The 12,196-nt window shown below is 70.2% G+C and carries 12 protein-coding genes and 3 pseudogenes; 11 read left to right on the top strand and 4 right to left on the bottom strand.

Annotated features, from left to right (window positions below; translation table 11 throughout):
• Positions 1 to 185 precede the first annotated feature (185 nt).
• On the bottom strand, positions 186 to 1,160 hold the full coding sequence (locus tag QF034_RS36580; protein ID WP_307178944.1) for an SCO0930 family lipoprotein: 975 nt from the start codon (positions 1,158 to 1,160) through the stop codon (positions 186 to 188).
• Between the two features lie 336 nt (positions 1,161 to 1,496).
• Between QF034_RS36580 and QF034_RS36575 the strand changes: the two genes are divergently transcribed.
• From QF034_RS36575 to QF034_RS36560, 4 genes are all read left to right on the top strand, one after another.
• Positions 1,497 to 1,757: a hypothetical protein gene (locus tag QF034_RS36575; RefSeq protein WP_307178943.1), complete on the top strand. Its 261-nt coding sequence runs from the start codon at positions 1,497 to 1,499 to the stop codon at positions 1,755 to 1,757.
• Between the two features lie 178 nt (positions 1,758 to 1,935).
• The gene (locus QF034_RS36570) at positions 1,936 to 2,064 is read left to right on the top strand and encodes a hypothetical protein (protein WP_307178942.1); all 129 of its coding nucleotides are present in this window, start codon (positions 1,936 to 1,938) and stop codon (positions 2,062 to 2,064) included.
• A gap of 24 nt (positions 2,065 to 2,088) precedes the next feature.
• Entirely contained in the window at positions 2,089 to 2,853 is a 765-nt protein-coding gene (locus QF034_RS36565) for a bestrophin-like domain (RefSeq protein WP_307178941.1), read from the top strand.
• A 223-nt stretch (positions 2,854 to 3,076) separates the two neighbouring features.
• Positions 3,077 to 3,634: a hypothetical protein gene (locus tag QF034_RS36560; RefSeq protein WP_307178940.1), complete on the top strand. Its 558-nt coding sequence runs from the start codon at positions 3,077 to 3,079 to the stop codon at positions 3,632 to 3,634.
• 116 nt (positions 3,635 to 3,750) lie between these two features.
• Here the strand turns inward: QF034_RS36560 and QF034_RS36555 are convergent, their stop codons facing one another.
• Positions 3,751 to 4,236 (bottom strand): hypothetical protein, encoded by a 486-nt coding sequence (locus QF034_RS36555; RefSeq protein ID WP_307178939.1) that lies wholly within the window; start codon positions 4,234 to 4,236, stop codon positions 3,751 to 3,753.
• Positions 4,237 to 4,606: 370 nt separating this feature from the next.
• Here QF034_RS36555 and QF034_RS36550 point away from each other — a divergent pair, with 370 nt between their 5' ends.
• Entirely contained in the window at positions 4,607 to 5,275 is a 669-nt protein-coding gene (locus tag QF034_RS36550) for a class F sortase (protein WP_307178938.1), read from the top strand.
• Between the two features lie 40 nt (positions 5,276 to 5,315).
• On the opposite strand, the gene QF034_RS36545 is transcribed toward QF034_RS36550, so the two are convergent.
• Positions 5,316 to 6,149 (bottom strand): polysaccharide deacetylase family protein, encoded by an 834-nt coding sequence (locus QF034_RS36545; protein ID WP_307178937.1) that lies wholly within the window; start codon positions 6,147 to 6,149, stop codon positions 5,316 to 5,318.
• Positions 6,150 to 6,587: 438 nt separating this feature from the next.
• On the opposite strand from QF034_RS36545, the gene QF034_RS36540 reads away from it, so the two are divergent.
• The 6 genes and pseudogenes from QF034_RS36540 to QF034_RS36515 all read left to right on the top strand — a co-directional run bounded on the left by QF034_RS36540 (position 6,588) and on the right by QF034_RS36515 (position 11,190).
• Positions 6,588 to 7,049, top strand: coding sequence for a universal stress protein (locus QF034_RS36540; RefSeq protein ID WP_307178936.1), 462 nt, complete (start codon positions 6,588 to 6,590; stop codon positions 7,047 to 7,049).
• A 71-nt stretch (positions 7,050 to 7,120) separates the two neighbouring features.
• A pseudogene (locus QF034_RS36535) lies at positions 7,121 to 7,551 on the top strand (pyridoxamine 5'-phosphate oxidase family protein).
• A gap of 158 nt (positions 7,552 to 7,709) precedes the next feature.
• Positions 7,710 to 7,988: pseudogene (locus QF034_RS36530) on the top strand (amino acid permease); the annotation flags it as partial.
• Positions 7,989 to 8,169: 181 nt separating this feature from the next.
• Positions 8,170 to 8,966 (top strand): IS5 family transposase gene (locus QF034_RS36525; RefSeq protein ID WP_370880984.1). Its coding sequence is split into 2 segments (ribosomal slippage): positions 8,170 to 8,500 and positions 8,500 to 8,966, totalling 798 coding nucleotides; the frame shifts between segments, so codons are not numbered across the junction.
• 132 nt (positions 8,967 to 9,098) lie between these two features.
• Positions 9,099 to 9,929 carry a nucleotidyltransferase domain-containing protein gene (locus tag QF034_RS36520; RefSeq protein WP_307178934.1) on the top strand — a complete coding sequence of 277 codons (831 nt, stop codon included), beginning with the start codon at positions 9,099 to 9,101 and terminating at the stop codon, positions 9,927 to 9,929.
• A gap of 298 nt (positions 9,930 to 10,227) precedes the next feature.
• Positions 10,228 to 11,190, top strand: coding sequence for a pentapeptide repeat-containing protein (locus tag QF034_RS36515; protein ID WP_307178933.1), 963 nt, complete (start codon positions 10,228 to 10,230; stop codon positions 11,188 to 11,190).
• On the opposite strand, the pseudogene QF034_RS36510 reads toward QF034_RS36515, so the two are convergent.
• Positions 11,187 to 12,189 (bottom strand): annotated as a pseudogene (locus QF034_RS36510) (IS481 family transposase). The gene QF034_RS36515 and the pseudogene QF034_RS36510 sit on opposite strands and share 4 nt — an antisense overlap.
• Positions 12,190 to 12,196 lie beyond the last annotated feature (7 nt).

Raw genomic sequence — 12,196 nt, 5'->3', positions numbered from 1 at the left:
TTCCCGGTCACTGCCTGCGGCACGTGCCGAATTGATACCCGTGCGCCCGCCCTTCGAACATGTGGCGAACATTCCATGACTTCCGGCGAAGCACGGCAAAACGGTCCGCCCCTCCGTGGGTACGGAGGGGCGGACCGGGTCGGTTCCGTCGGGTGGACGAGGTGATCAACCCTGGGGAGGTTTCTCTACTTCTCCGACGCGCCGACCAGCTTGCCGTCGGGGCGCACGGCGTACCAGGTGCCGCCGACGCCCTGGCCGTTGGTGTCGCCGGGGGCCTTGTCACCGGCGAAGGTGTAGATCGGCGAGCAGTTGATCGTCTGCTGCTTGCCCTTGCCGTCGGTCCGGTCGAAGACCATGTAGCCCTTCTCCTGGATGCCCTTGGTGTCGGCGTAGTCGACGGGCTCCACGAGCGGCCACTTCTCCAGGCACGCGCCGGTGCAGTTGGAGACGGGCTTGGGCCAGGCCTCGTCCTTCTTGAACCGGTAGACGGTCATGCCGTTCTTGTCGACGACGATCTCGCCGAGCTTGGGGTCGTTGCGGGTGGACAGCCCGGGCTGCGCCTCGGCCCCGGCGCCGCCGGCCCCGCCGCCCTGCGCCTTCTTGCCGTCGGGGGCCAGCGCGTACCACTTGCCGCCCACGCCCTGGCCCTTGACGTCACCGGCGTTGACGTCCTTGGCGTAGCGGTAGGCCGGCCAGCCGGCGACGGTGAGCTGCTTGGTGCCGTCGGCGCGGGTGACCGAGCCGAGCAGCGACTTGTCGATGCCCTCGCCGGCCTCGGCGTCGTCCGCGGGCACCGGCGGCCAGGTCTTGGCGCAGTCGCCGTCGCAGTTCGACTTGGGCGGCTGGTCGGTGTCCTGGTCGAATCGGTACAGGGTGAGGCCCAGGCTGTCGGTCACCACCTTGCCGACCTCCTCGGCGGTGGCGACGGAGAGCTTGCCCGCGGGGCTGGACGGGCTGGAAGGGCTCGGCGCGGCCTGCTGGCCGCCCGCGGTGCCACCCACCGAGTTCCCGGCGCCGATGCTTCCGTAGTCCCCGGGCGCTGCCGAGGCACCCACGTTCTGGCTGGCCGCCGGAGGGCTGTCCTGACCACACGCCGTCGTCAGCGCCAGGACCGCCGCGGCGCTCGCCACGAGTGAGGCGCTCCGCCAGGAGGTCTTCATCGTCAACTCCCCATAATCGCAAGGGTGTTGCAGCGCCCTACTGCGCCGCCGCACGGTCATGAGTACGCATGGCGGGCGTGATTGTGTTCAACGACCGGCCAAATTTCTTTCCGGAACCCGTGACCGCGCCGCCCGCCACCGCACACGGGTACGGGCCGATGGCTCCGCGGGCGACCGCGTGGCAAACCGGCGGCACCCGGATATCCCTCTTTCGGGGCAATCCCCTTGCGCTCCGGCACGTCCCGGCGGCAGAGGGCTCATGATCTTCGTCGTGCATGGACCCCTATCGACTCAATCCGCCCTCGCCGCAAAGGCCTTGGCGGCGGCGACGCTGACGTGGGCGCTCGTCGGCGCACCGTCAGGGGTGGCGGTGGCCGACGCCTGCGCGTACGCCTCGACGGGGCCGGACGGCACGGAGGCGGTGGCGGTCGCCGGAAGCAGGACCTGGCCGCAGCCGCCGTGCCCGCCACCCACACCGACCCCCACGCCCACGCCGACCCCGACCCCGACGCCCCCGCCACCGAAGCCGCCACCGCCGGTGCCGACTCCGAAGCCCCCGCCGCCACCGAAGCCGACTCCGAAGCCGCCGCCCCCTGAGCCCCCGCCCCCGAAACCGGCCCCCCCGGCCAGACCGGAGCCACCGCCTCCGCCTCCGCCGCCCCCGCCACGCCCGGCGCCACCACCCCGGCCGGCCCCCCGGCCGATCCCTCCCCCGCCCCCCGCCCCGGCACCGAAGCCGTCGGCGAAGCCCACTCCGCGTCCGTCCGCGGCACCCGTGCACTACCCGCGGTACCGCGCCGCGCCGCGGCCCCGGCCGGTGCGCCACTCCATGTCGCCGCTCACCTTCGTCCTGCTCGTCACGGTGCCCGCGGTGGTCGCCGTCGCCGCGCTGCGCGCGCGCTGATCCCTGAAGCTCTGGAGGCATCTCTTGCCGGAATGGCTTGTTCTCACCTTCGCGATGCTGGCCGCCGGTGTCGTGGTGGTCGTCGTCACCCTCGTACGCCACCGCACGGCGTCCGACGACGAGGACCCCAGCGAGACCCCGGACGTCATCGAGTACATGACGATGTGGATCGGCGTGGTGTACGCCATCGTCCTGGGTCTGGCGATCGCCGGTGTGTGGGAGGGACGCAGCGCCGCCCAGGACCACGTCCAGGCGGAGGCCACCGCGCTGCACGAGGTCTCGGAGCGGGTCCGGGTCTACCCGGACGACGTGCGCGACCGCATCCGGGGCGACATCCATACGTACGTGAGCCATGTCGTCACCACCGAGTGGGACACCATGGCCGACCGGGGCCAGGTCACCGAACGCGGCGGTGAGCTCTTCGAGCGCGTCCGGCACGACGTCACCGACTACGAACCGAAGACCGACTTCGAGGCGCAGGCCTACCAGCCGCTCGTCGACCAGGTGACCGCCGCCAGCCAGGCCCGGATCGCCCGGTCGGAGTCGACCGGGGAGACCATGCCGGGCGTGGTGTGGTTCGGGCTGATCGCCGGAGCCGTCGTCACCATCGGGATGATCTTCGTCCTCCAGATCCGCAGAACGACGCGTGAACTGATCCTCGCCGGGCTGTTCTCGGCACTGATCGCCTTCCTGCTGTTCCTGATCTGGGACTTCGACTCGCCCTACAGCAGGGGCGTGACCGCGTCGGCGGACCCGTTCCTGAACCTCTTCCCGGGTGCCGGGGACTGACCGCACCCGCACCACGGAACCGGGCCCGGGGGCGAGCGACACACCGTCGCCGCCCCCGGTCGCGTCAACGGGGTTCCCCCTGGCGGCCCACACGTGTGACCCATTCGCGCTACTGCGATCGCGCCGCCGCGTACACGTTCTTAGCGTTTCGGGCATCGAGGTGCATTTCCGGCGCGAGCGGAACAGGTCCGCGGCTGCTCCTCGGGGACCCGGAGGTTTCACCATGCGCGTGATACGCGTCGCTTCGGCCTCGGCCGTACTGCTGGGCGCCGGCGCCCTCACCTCCTGCATGCCGGCCGCCGACGCGGCCGACCGGACCGATTTCGCCTTCGACGTACAGCCCTCCACCGTCGCGGCGGACGGCCTGGTCACGCTGGTGGTGGAGCGCAACCAGGCGTGCGAGGGGGAGGCGGCGGTCTCCTCGCCGGTCTTCGACGTGGTCGCCCTTCCGCCGGAGAAGTCGGCGGCGACGGCCAGGGTCGCCGGGGACGCCAGGCCCGGCGCCGTGTACGACGTGGAGTTCATCTGTGACGGGTCGAGCGGCACCGCCCGCCTGACCATCGCCGGCGGCGATCCGGCGCATCCCCCGACGCACCACCACCGCCACCATCCCCCGACGCACCACCACCGCCACCCGTGGAAGGGCGTGCACGCCGGAGAGGGCGGCACCCTCGGCGGTTTCGACCTCAAGGAGATCGGCCTCGGCGCCGCGCTGATCACCGGCGCGCTGGGCACGGCGTACCACTTCGCCCGTCGCCGCACCGAGGAGGACGCCGGCTGACCGGCCCTTCGCACGCGCAGGTCTTCGCCCCGGATCCGTCGAGGGATCCGGGGCGAAGACCTGCGCGTGCGAGGCGGCTCGTACCGAAGGGGTCCAAAGCGGCGTGGAGCGAGGCGTCAGACGCGCCGCTCGGCGCGACGGCGCATCCAGAACACCCCGCCGCCGACGACCGCGGCGGTCACGAGCCCGCCGCCGATGGCCATGTCGGTCGGGGTCGCACCGGTGGTGCTGCCGCCGATACCACCGCGGACACCGCCGATGACGGTGAAGGCATGCGGCTTGGTCAGGGTCTTGCCGTCGCAGGTGACCGTGATGTCGTACGGCCCCGGGCGGGCGTTGTTCCTGATGGTGGCGGTTCCCCTCGCCGTCTCCCTGGGGCCGTGGATGGGCGAGAGCTTCGCCGGCATCGTGAACGCGTTGGAGGTAGCCGTGCCACCGTGGCGGCAGCCGTCGACCGTGATGGTCAGCTGGCCGCCGCGGGCGATCACGCTGGGCAGGGCGACGATGTTGCTGGGTGTGTCCCACGCGACGGCCGCGGGGGCGGAGAGGCCGAGGGCCGCGACCGCGGCGCCGGCGACCGCCAGGGCACGAGTGTTACGCATGTGAACCTCCGCGGAAGACGCCCCGGGACCCGTCCCCGGTCGATCGGCGAGAAAGCGCCTCCCAGAAAGACAGTCAGTTGCCTTGCGCGGACCCGCATTTCGGGAATGGTCCGTCCTGGTGAGAGAAGGCACCGCGGGAAAACCGCGCAATCGGATATCACCGCAGGTCACGGACCGTCAGAAATTTCCTCGCGGCGGCAACTCGGATGGCGCACCTCACGGCCGCGGGTCGCCCCGGACAGCCCGTGACCACCCCGGACAGCCCTGCGCCACCCGTTCGCTCCAGCCCCGTCGCCGGTTTCGCGCGCGGCACTTAGCGTTCTGATATGCGCGAACGACACGGCACGGCCGCGTCGAGAGGGGATGGCCCATGTCTGCGTCCGAGCTGGCCGAGGCGGAAGAGGAGGCGCGGCGGAAGAAGCGCGCCCCGTGGGGCGTGATCGCGCTGGTTCTGCTGACCGGCCTCGCGCTCATCCGAAATGGTTCGGGGGAATTCGACGAGGGCCCGCCGCAGCCGGCGACCGCGGCCGCGGCGGACAGCCGCCTGCCCGGGGCCACCTTCGCCGGGGCCGTCAAGCCCCTCCCCTACTCCCTCCCGGACCGGGTCCGGATCCCGGCGATCCAGGTCGACGCGCCGATGATTCCCGTGGGCCTGGACGCGGACGGCTGGGTCGGCGCGCCGCCCCCGGAGGACCCGAACCTGGCCGGCTGGTTCACCGGTGCCGTCGCCCCCGGCGAGAAGGGCACCGCGGTCGTCGTCGGCCATGTCGACAACCAGCAGGGCCCCGCCGTGTTCTACGCGCTCGGGGCCCTGAAGAAGGGAAACCGCGTCGAGATCGCCCGGCAGGACGGGAAGACCGCCGTGTTCGAGATCTACGGCATCGAGGTGTTCGCGAAGGACAACTTCCCCGGTGACCGTGTCTACGCCTCCAAGGGCGCGGCGGAACTGCGGGTCATCACCTGCGGCGGCGGCTTCTCCCAGCAGAACGGCTACGAGGGCAACGTCGTCGCCTTCGCCCGCCTGGTCGAGGTGCGCTGAGCGTTCCCCGGCCGGGCGGGCGAGAGCCCGACGGCAGGTCTCAGGCGTAGTCCCGCCGGGGCACCGTGACGTGATAGCCGGAGTCCAGCAGTTCGGGCAGGTAGCGCCGCAGGGCCCGCACGCTCTGCGAACGGTCGCCCCCGGCGTCGTGTGAGAGGACCACGACGCCGGGGGCGGCGCCGTTCTCGACCCGGTCGACGATGGACCGGGTACCGGGGGTGGACCAGTCGAGGGTGTCGACCGTCCAGGCGAGGGGTTCCATGCCGAGTTCGGCGCCCAGTTGGAAGGCGGCGCGGTTCCAGGCGCCGTAGGGGGCGCGGAACCACTCGGGGCGCTCGCCGTAGGCCTCCTCGATGACGTCACAGGTGCGTTCCATCTGGGAGCGGATCTGCCGGCGGGTGAGGCGGGTGAGCAGCGGGTGGGACCAGGTGTGGTTGCCGACGACATGGCCCTCGTCGGCCATCCGGGCCAGCAGCACCTTGTGGTCGGCGGCCATCTCCCCGCACACGAAGAACATGGCGCGCACGTCGTACTCGGCCAGGGTGTCGAGGATGGCCGGGGTGTAGCGGGGGTCGGGACCGTCGTCGAAGGTCAGCACCATGGTCCGGCCGCGTCCGGAGACGCGCAGCAGCGGTTCGCGGCGTACCAGGGTCCGGCGCGGCGCGGCCTGCGGCGGGCCGTATCCGGTCAGGGGCTGCAGACGGTACGCGGAGGCGCTGCGGGGGCGGCGGGGCTGGGCCCCCGCCGCCGGGACGGATCCGGCGGGGCCCTCCCCGGTGACCGCCGTGAGCACACCGGCCGTGGCGGCCGCTCCCACGGCGCCGGTGCCCGCGATCAACAGCCGGCGGCGGGTGAGCAACTGATCCTTCTTCATGACTCATCAGTCGCCCGGCGGAAGGCCGACGCACCTGAGCAACACCGGTGCGGCGGCACGTTTCCACCCGAACGGCCCACGCAGACGGGTCAGCGGCGGCGCGCAGCCGGTCGAGCTTGCGGTGCCGTTGGCGGACCTTGGCCGGGCAGGCCGGAGAGAGGGTCGGCGGGCTCGGTCCCGTCCCCTCCGGCGAGGCCGAGCGCCGCCAGTGACTGCAGCCCCCGCGTGGTGGCGGGCCGCTGTCCGCCCTTCGGGTGCCCTTTTCCCCAGAGCTTGTGCAGGGAACGTACGGCCAGAGGCGGAGCACCGGCCCGGCACGATGCGGGCGCCCTCTTCGAACACGGAGCGGAAGACGACGAAGTTCAGCACCCGCGTCGTCTCGCCCCGCGAAGGCTCCCGCCGCAGGACCGGAGCTGCGGCCTCCGATAACCTCGCGGCGTGACGGAACAGCACTCCCCTCAGTTCGAACGGGGCACGGACGGGCCGAAGGTGATCGTGGCCGGGGTGGACGGCTCCGACTCGTCCCTGCGGGCCGCGGCCTACGCCGCCGGTCTGGCCCGCCGCCAGCACGCGCTGCTCGCCGTGGTGTACGTGCAGCCGGTGCTGGCGGCGGGCGCGGCGCTCGGGGCGCCGGTGGCCGAGACGACCGACGAGATCGCCGAGGACCTGGTGGCGTACATCCGGGACGCGGCCGAGCGGCTCAAGGGGATATTCGAGGTCCGGTGGGAGTTCCACACGTTCCGCGGCGACCCGTACAGCGGCCTGGTGAAGGCGGCGGACGAACTCAAGGCGGACGCGGTGGTCGTGGGCGCGTCGGAGCAGGCGGGCCACCGGATCGTCGGATCGGTGGCGGTGCGTCTGGTGAAGGCCGGGCGGTGGCCGGTGACGGTGGTGCCGTAGGCCTTGACCGGCATACCGGAGACCTAGGTCCCCGGTCGGTGGCCGCGGGGGCACGGGGGCGCGGGGGCCCGATGACGGCGGTGACTTCCAACGCCTTCGACGTGGACGCCTTCCTGCGCCGGCCCCTCACCGCATGCCTCGCCACCAACGGGCCGACGGTCCGCCCCGTCTGGTTCCTGTGGGAGGAGGGCGCCTTCTGGGTGCTGACCGAGCCCTGGGCCCGCCTCTTCGGCCGGGTGCGGGCCGATCCCGAGGTCGCGCTGGTGGTGGACGAGTGCGATCTGGTCCGGCAGGTGATCGCGCGGGGCCGGGCCGAGCTGGTGCCCGTTCGGTGTCGAGCGCGGCAGGCGCAAGCTGGTCCGTTATCTGGGCGCGGACGAGGAGCGGTGGGACGAGCGCTTCATGCGCTGTCTGTACGACGACCCCGCGGGGGACGGTGTGGCTGCGGCTGGAGCCCGTGTCCCTCGTCGCGCACGACCTGAGCTACGCCGTGGCCCCGTGAGGCGGCGGGGCCTTGCGCGATGTCTTCCGTCGCGGGGGCGCCTGGGCCATCATGATCCGCCATCAGCCGCTTGCCGATCGCGAAGAGGTGAGGCGCATGGCCGGGCTCCGGATGGGACAAGGGATTCTCCGTCGCAAACCTATCGAGCAGATCGATGCTACGACGCCATGTCGACGGCGGCCGAGGAGTCCAAGGACGCGCAGCGGCACATGCCGAAGGCGATCGTCTACTCGCTCGTCATCTCGATGGTGCTGTACGTGGCGGCCTGCCTGGTGCTGACGGGCATGCAGGACTACAAGGACATCGACAAGGAGAGCGGCTTCTCGACGGCGTTCAAGTCGGTGGGGCTGAGCGGTCTCGCGGACGTCATCGCGGTCGGGGCGATCATCGGCATCCTCACGGTGATGTTCACGTTCATGCTGGGCGTGACCCGCATGCGGCAGAGTGAACATTGGTCTCCATCAGCAGTTCCGGGATGACCCAGGTCCGACTCCACGATCTCGGGGACCATGATCTGGTTGAAGCGCGGCATGCCGAATCAGTCACCGTCGGCGAGGGCGGTCAAGTGCTTGGCGCCGGTGGCCTGGCGTGATCGTTAGGTTGGGTGCCGTGATGGCGATGGTGGAGCGTCTGGTGCCGGACGCGTTGTGGGAGTTGTTCCAGCAGGTGGTGCCGGCCGCTCCGGTGAGGCCGCAGGGCGGGGGCCGACGTCGGTATGGGGACCGGCAGGTGCTGGCGGCCATAGTGTTCGTGGCCACGACAGGCTGTGCATGGCGGCAGCTGCCGCCGGGCTTCGGCCCGTCCGGGCCGACCGCGCACCGCCGCTTTACCGAGTGGAGCCAGGCCCGTGTGTGGGGCAAACTCCACCGCCTGGTCCTGGACGAGCTCGGCGCCAGAGGCGAACTGGACTGGTCGCGGTGCGCCATCGACTCGGTGAACATGCGCGCGACGAAAGGGGGGACCTGACAGGTCCGAATCCCGTAGATCGCGGCAAGAAAGGTTCAAAGATCCACTTGATCACCGAGCGGACCGGTCTGCCCCTCTCGATCGGTATCTCCGCGGCGAACACGCACGACAGCCAGGGACTTGAACCCCTGGTACGGGGCATACCTCCCATCCGTTCCCGGCGCGGGCCACGCCGACGGCGGCCCGCCAAGCTCCATGGAGACAAGGGCTACGACTACGACCACCTGCGGAAATGGCTCCGCTCGCGAAACATCACCCCGCGCCTCGCCCGCAGAAACATCGAGTCCTCCCAGAAGCTGGGCCGCCACCGGTGGACCGTGGAGCGGACAGTGGCGTGGCTGTCTGGGTGCCGTCGCCTGCACCGCCGCTACGAGCGCAAGGCCGAGCATTTCCTGGCCTTCGCCGGTATCGCGGTCAGCCTGATCTGCTTCCGCCGACTCGGCGGTTGAGCCATTCCCCTATGATCTCGATCATGGGCAACTTCTCCTGAGCGGGCCGCGACGGTCCACAGACATCCGCCCGGCAGGTGCCGGGCCCCGTCAGCGTGCCCGCACGCTCACCTCAGGAGACACGACCACACCATGTCCGTTCACTCTGCCCGTTCCGCCCTGGACGACCGCATCGCACGCCTGCGACAGCTCGCCCACGCCGACGCCCGGCTGGAGGGCGTACTGCTCTACGGCTCGTGGACCGTGGGCGAGGCCGACGCCCATTCCGACATCGAGGCATACCTCTACATCCAGGACGACCACCTTGCCGACTTCGACGGCCCCGGCTTCCTGGCGCAGCTCGCCCCGCTCAAGCTCTCCTACACCAACATGTACGGCATCCTCGCCGTCGTCTTCGACGACCTGATGCGCGGCGAGTTCCACCTCACCCCGGCCGGTCCCGGCATCGACGAAGTCCCCACCTGGCAAGGGATGGTGCACCTACCCCGCCCCGACGACGCCGTCCTGCTCGACCGCACCGGCCGGCTCACCCAGGCCGCCCGACAGCTGGCCACCTTCCAGCCGCCCGAGCCGGTGACCACCGCCCAGCAGCTCACCGACGAGCTGACCAACTGGACGCTCATGCTCGCCCACGTCCTCGCCCGCGGCGAGATCGCCCGCGCCCACGCCCTGTTGCACACCGTCATCGCACCCCAGCAACTCCAGCTCTGCCGCCTGTTGCGCAACAGCACAGCCCACTGGCTCACCCCCAGCCGCGCGCTCGAACAGGACCTGCCCGACACTGACCGCCATCGCTACGCCTCCACCACGGCTACCGCCCGCGACCAGGACGTGCGCACCGCGGCACGCAACAGCTGGCGCTGGAGCCGCGACCTGGCCGCCGAGGCCGCCGACCGCTGGACCATCCACCTGCCGCACGAACTCCACGAACAAATCAGCAACCGCCTGAACAACCCTCGCTGACCCCATCCGGCTGGGGCCACCGGACTCATCCAGTGGCCCCAGCCTGGCGGCCACGGCCGCCGCACAACGCCAATTGAGATCATCTCTTAGGGCGTTTCGTTTGGATCAGCGGGCGGACCTTGGTGGCAGTCCAGTTGGAGCAGTGAGAGTTGCGGACGCTTGGCCTGCAGGATGCGATGTGCAGGTGGCTGGGAAACTGAGCGCCGATGGGCTTCGCCGTATCGCTCGTCGCCGTCACGTCCGCCGGCGTCGACACTACGGCCGATCGACGGCGCCCAGATCTGTGGGACGGGACCGGATGCAATTGGTCACGCTGATCGCGATCAGCCTGCCGGGGCTCGCTGCTCTCGGCGCGTTGCTGTTCACCTGGATGCAGGTCGGACAGGCCAGCAGGGAACTACGGATCTCCGAGCACGGTCAGATCACCAGCCGGTTCAATAACGCGATCAACAATCTCGGATCGCAGTCGCTGGATGTTCGACTGGGTGGCATTTACGCCTTGGGGCGCATCATGCAGGACTCTGCCCGCGACCATCCGACGGTCGTCTCCGTGCTGACCGCCTTCGCGCAACGGCACGCCGGGTCGAGCGTGGACAGTCTGAAAAAACCGGTTGACCCCGAGGCAGTTCCCACCCCGGAGGCGGATGTACGGGCGGCGATCGCCACGCTGGCCCATCGCCGCCCCGACCGCGACAGGGGCACGCTCATCGACCTGAGCAAAACCGACCTGCGCGGCCTCCGCTTCACTGAAAGGGCACCCATCAAGCTCCCCGGGGTGGATCTGTCCGACGCGGACCTCCGCTGGGCCGAGCTGACCGGCGCGGATCTGTATAAGGCGACGTTGTACAAGGCGAACCTGGAATCTGCCGTCCTCGATGGGGCGAATCTGTGGGGTTCGTTTATGAAGGGGGCAAGCCTCCCCAGTGCGCAACTAAAGGGCGCGGATCTTCGACGGGCGGAGCTGACCTGTGCGGAGGAACTGCTCAGCCCGGAGACCGGCGAAGTGGTATTGCGAAACAACTGCGTGGACCTGCACTACGCCTGGCTTCCGGATGCGGATCTTCGAAACGCCAAGGTGAGCGACGTAAATCTCGAATTCGCGACCCTGTCAGGCGCAGATCTTCGGGGTGCAGACCTTGCTCGCTCGAACCTGAGCAACACGGACCTGACCAATGCGGACTTCCGTGGCGCCAAGCTAACCGATGCGAAACTGAACGGCGCCACACGGACCGGCGCGCGGGGGCTCCCGCCGGAGGGCTAGGTGTATGACGCCAGGACGTTGGTTACGCCTGCGCGTAGTCGCCGGGCTGGCGGTTGGCCCCCAGCTGCACCGTGAGGCCGGTGGTAGTTGCAGTGGATGTTCCAGACGTCAAGGGCATCTCGTCGCTGATCCTCCGAGGCCCAGCGACGGGCGTAGAGGAACTCTTCGGCGATGATTCGGTTGTAGCGCTCCACCTTGCCGTTGTGACGAGGCGTGTACGGCGTGATGCGCTGGTGTTGCGCCCCCAGCATGGCCCGGGCGAACGTGCCGGCGCGGTAGCAGGCGCCGTTGTCCGTGACGATGCGTTCGATTCGGACGATGCCGTGGGCTGCGAACCAGGCCCTGGCCCGGTGCAGAAACGCGATGGCGGTGACGGCCTTCTCGTCGGGCAGTGCTTCGGTGTAGGCAAGCCGACTAAATCCGTCGACGGCGGAATGCAGGTAGATGTAGCCGCCGCGTGCGCCCTTGTTCTTGCGCCGCTCGACAGTCTTGGCCTGGCGGCTTCCGCGCCCATGGACCCGCCAGCCACCGCCATCCGGGATCCGGCCGACCTTCTTCACGTCGATGTGGACCATGTGTCCTGGACGGCGAGCGGTGATCTTCCGCGGTTCCCGGTTGAGGTCGCCGCTGGGATCGATGAACCGGCGCCGGTTCAGGCCGAGGGCGAGCAGATGCCGCGACACGGTGCGGCGACTGAGCGAGATCCCTTCGGCCTGGAGCTCGAATGCGATCCGGGAGGCAGACCACTTCTCGGCACGGCGGAGTGCCTCGATCCTGGCGACAACGTCAGAGCTCGTCGCCGTTGGCTGGCGCCGAGGTGTGGAGGAGCGGTCCAGCAGCCCGAGTTCACCGTGCTGACGGTAGCGGTTGACCCATTTCGACGCGCAGGCACGGGAGATCCCCATCTCGGCTGCCACGTGGGCAATTGGGCGGTGCTGACAACGCTGCACGAGCCGAAGTCGGCCCTCGGGGGGACAGCGGAGCATTGTGGTGAAGCACAGGCGTT

This window comes from Streptomyces africanus (genome assembly GCF_030816955.1).
GTDB lineage: Bacteria > Actinomycetota > Actinomycetes > Streptomycetales > Streptomycetaceae > Streptomyces > Streptomyces africanus.
Note: the sequence above shows the minus strand (reverse complement) of the source record. Positions and strands in the feature narration are given on the sequence as shown.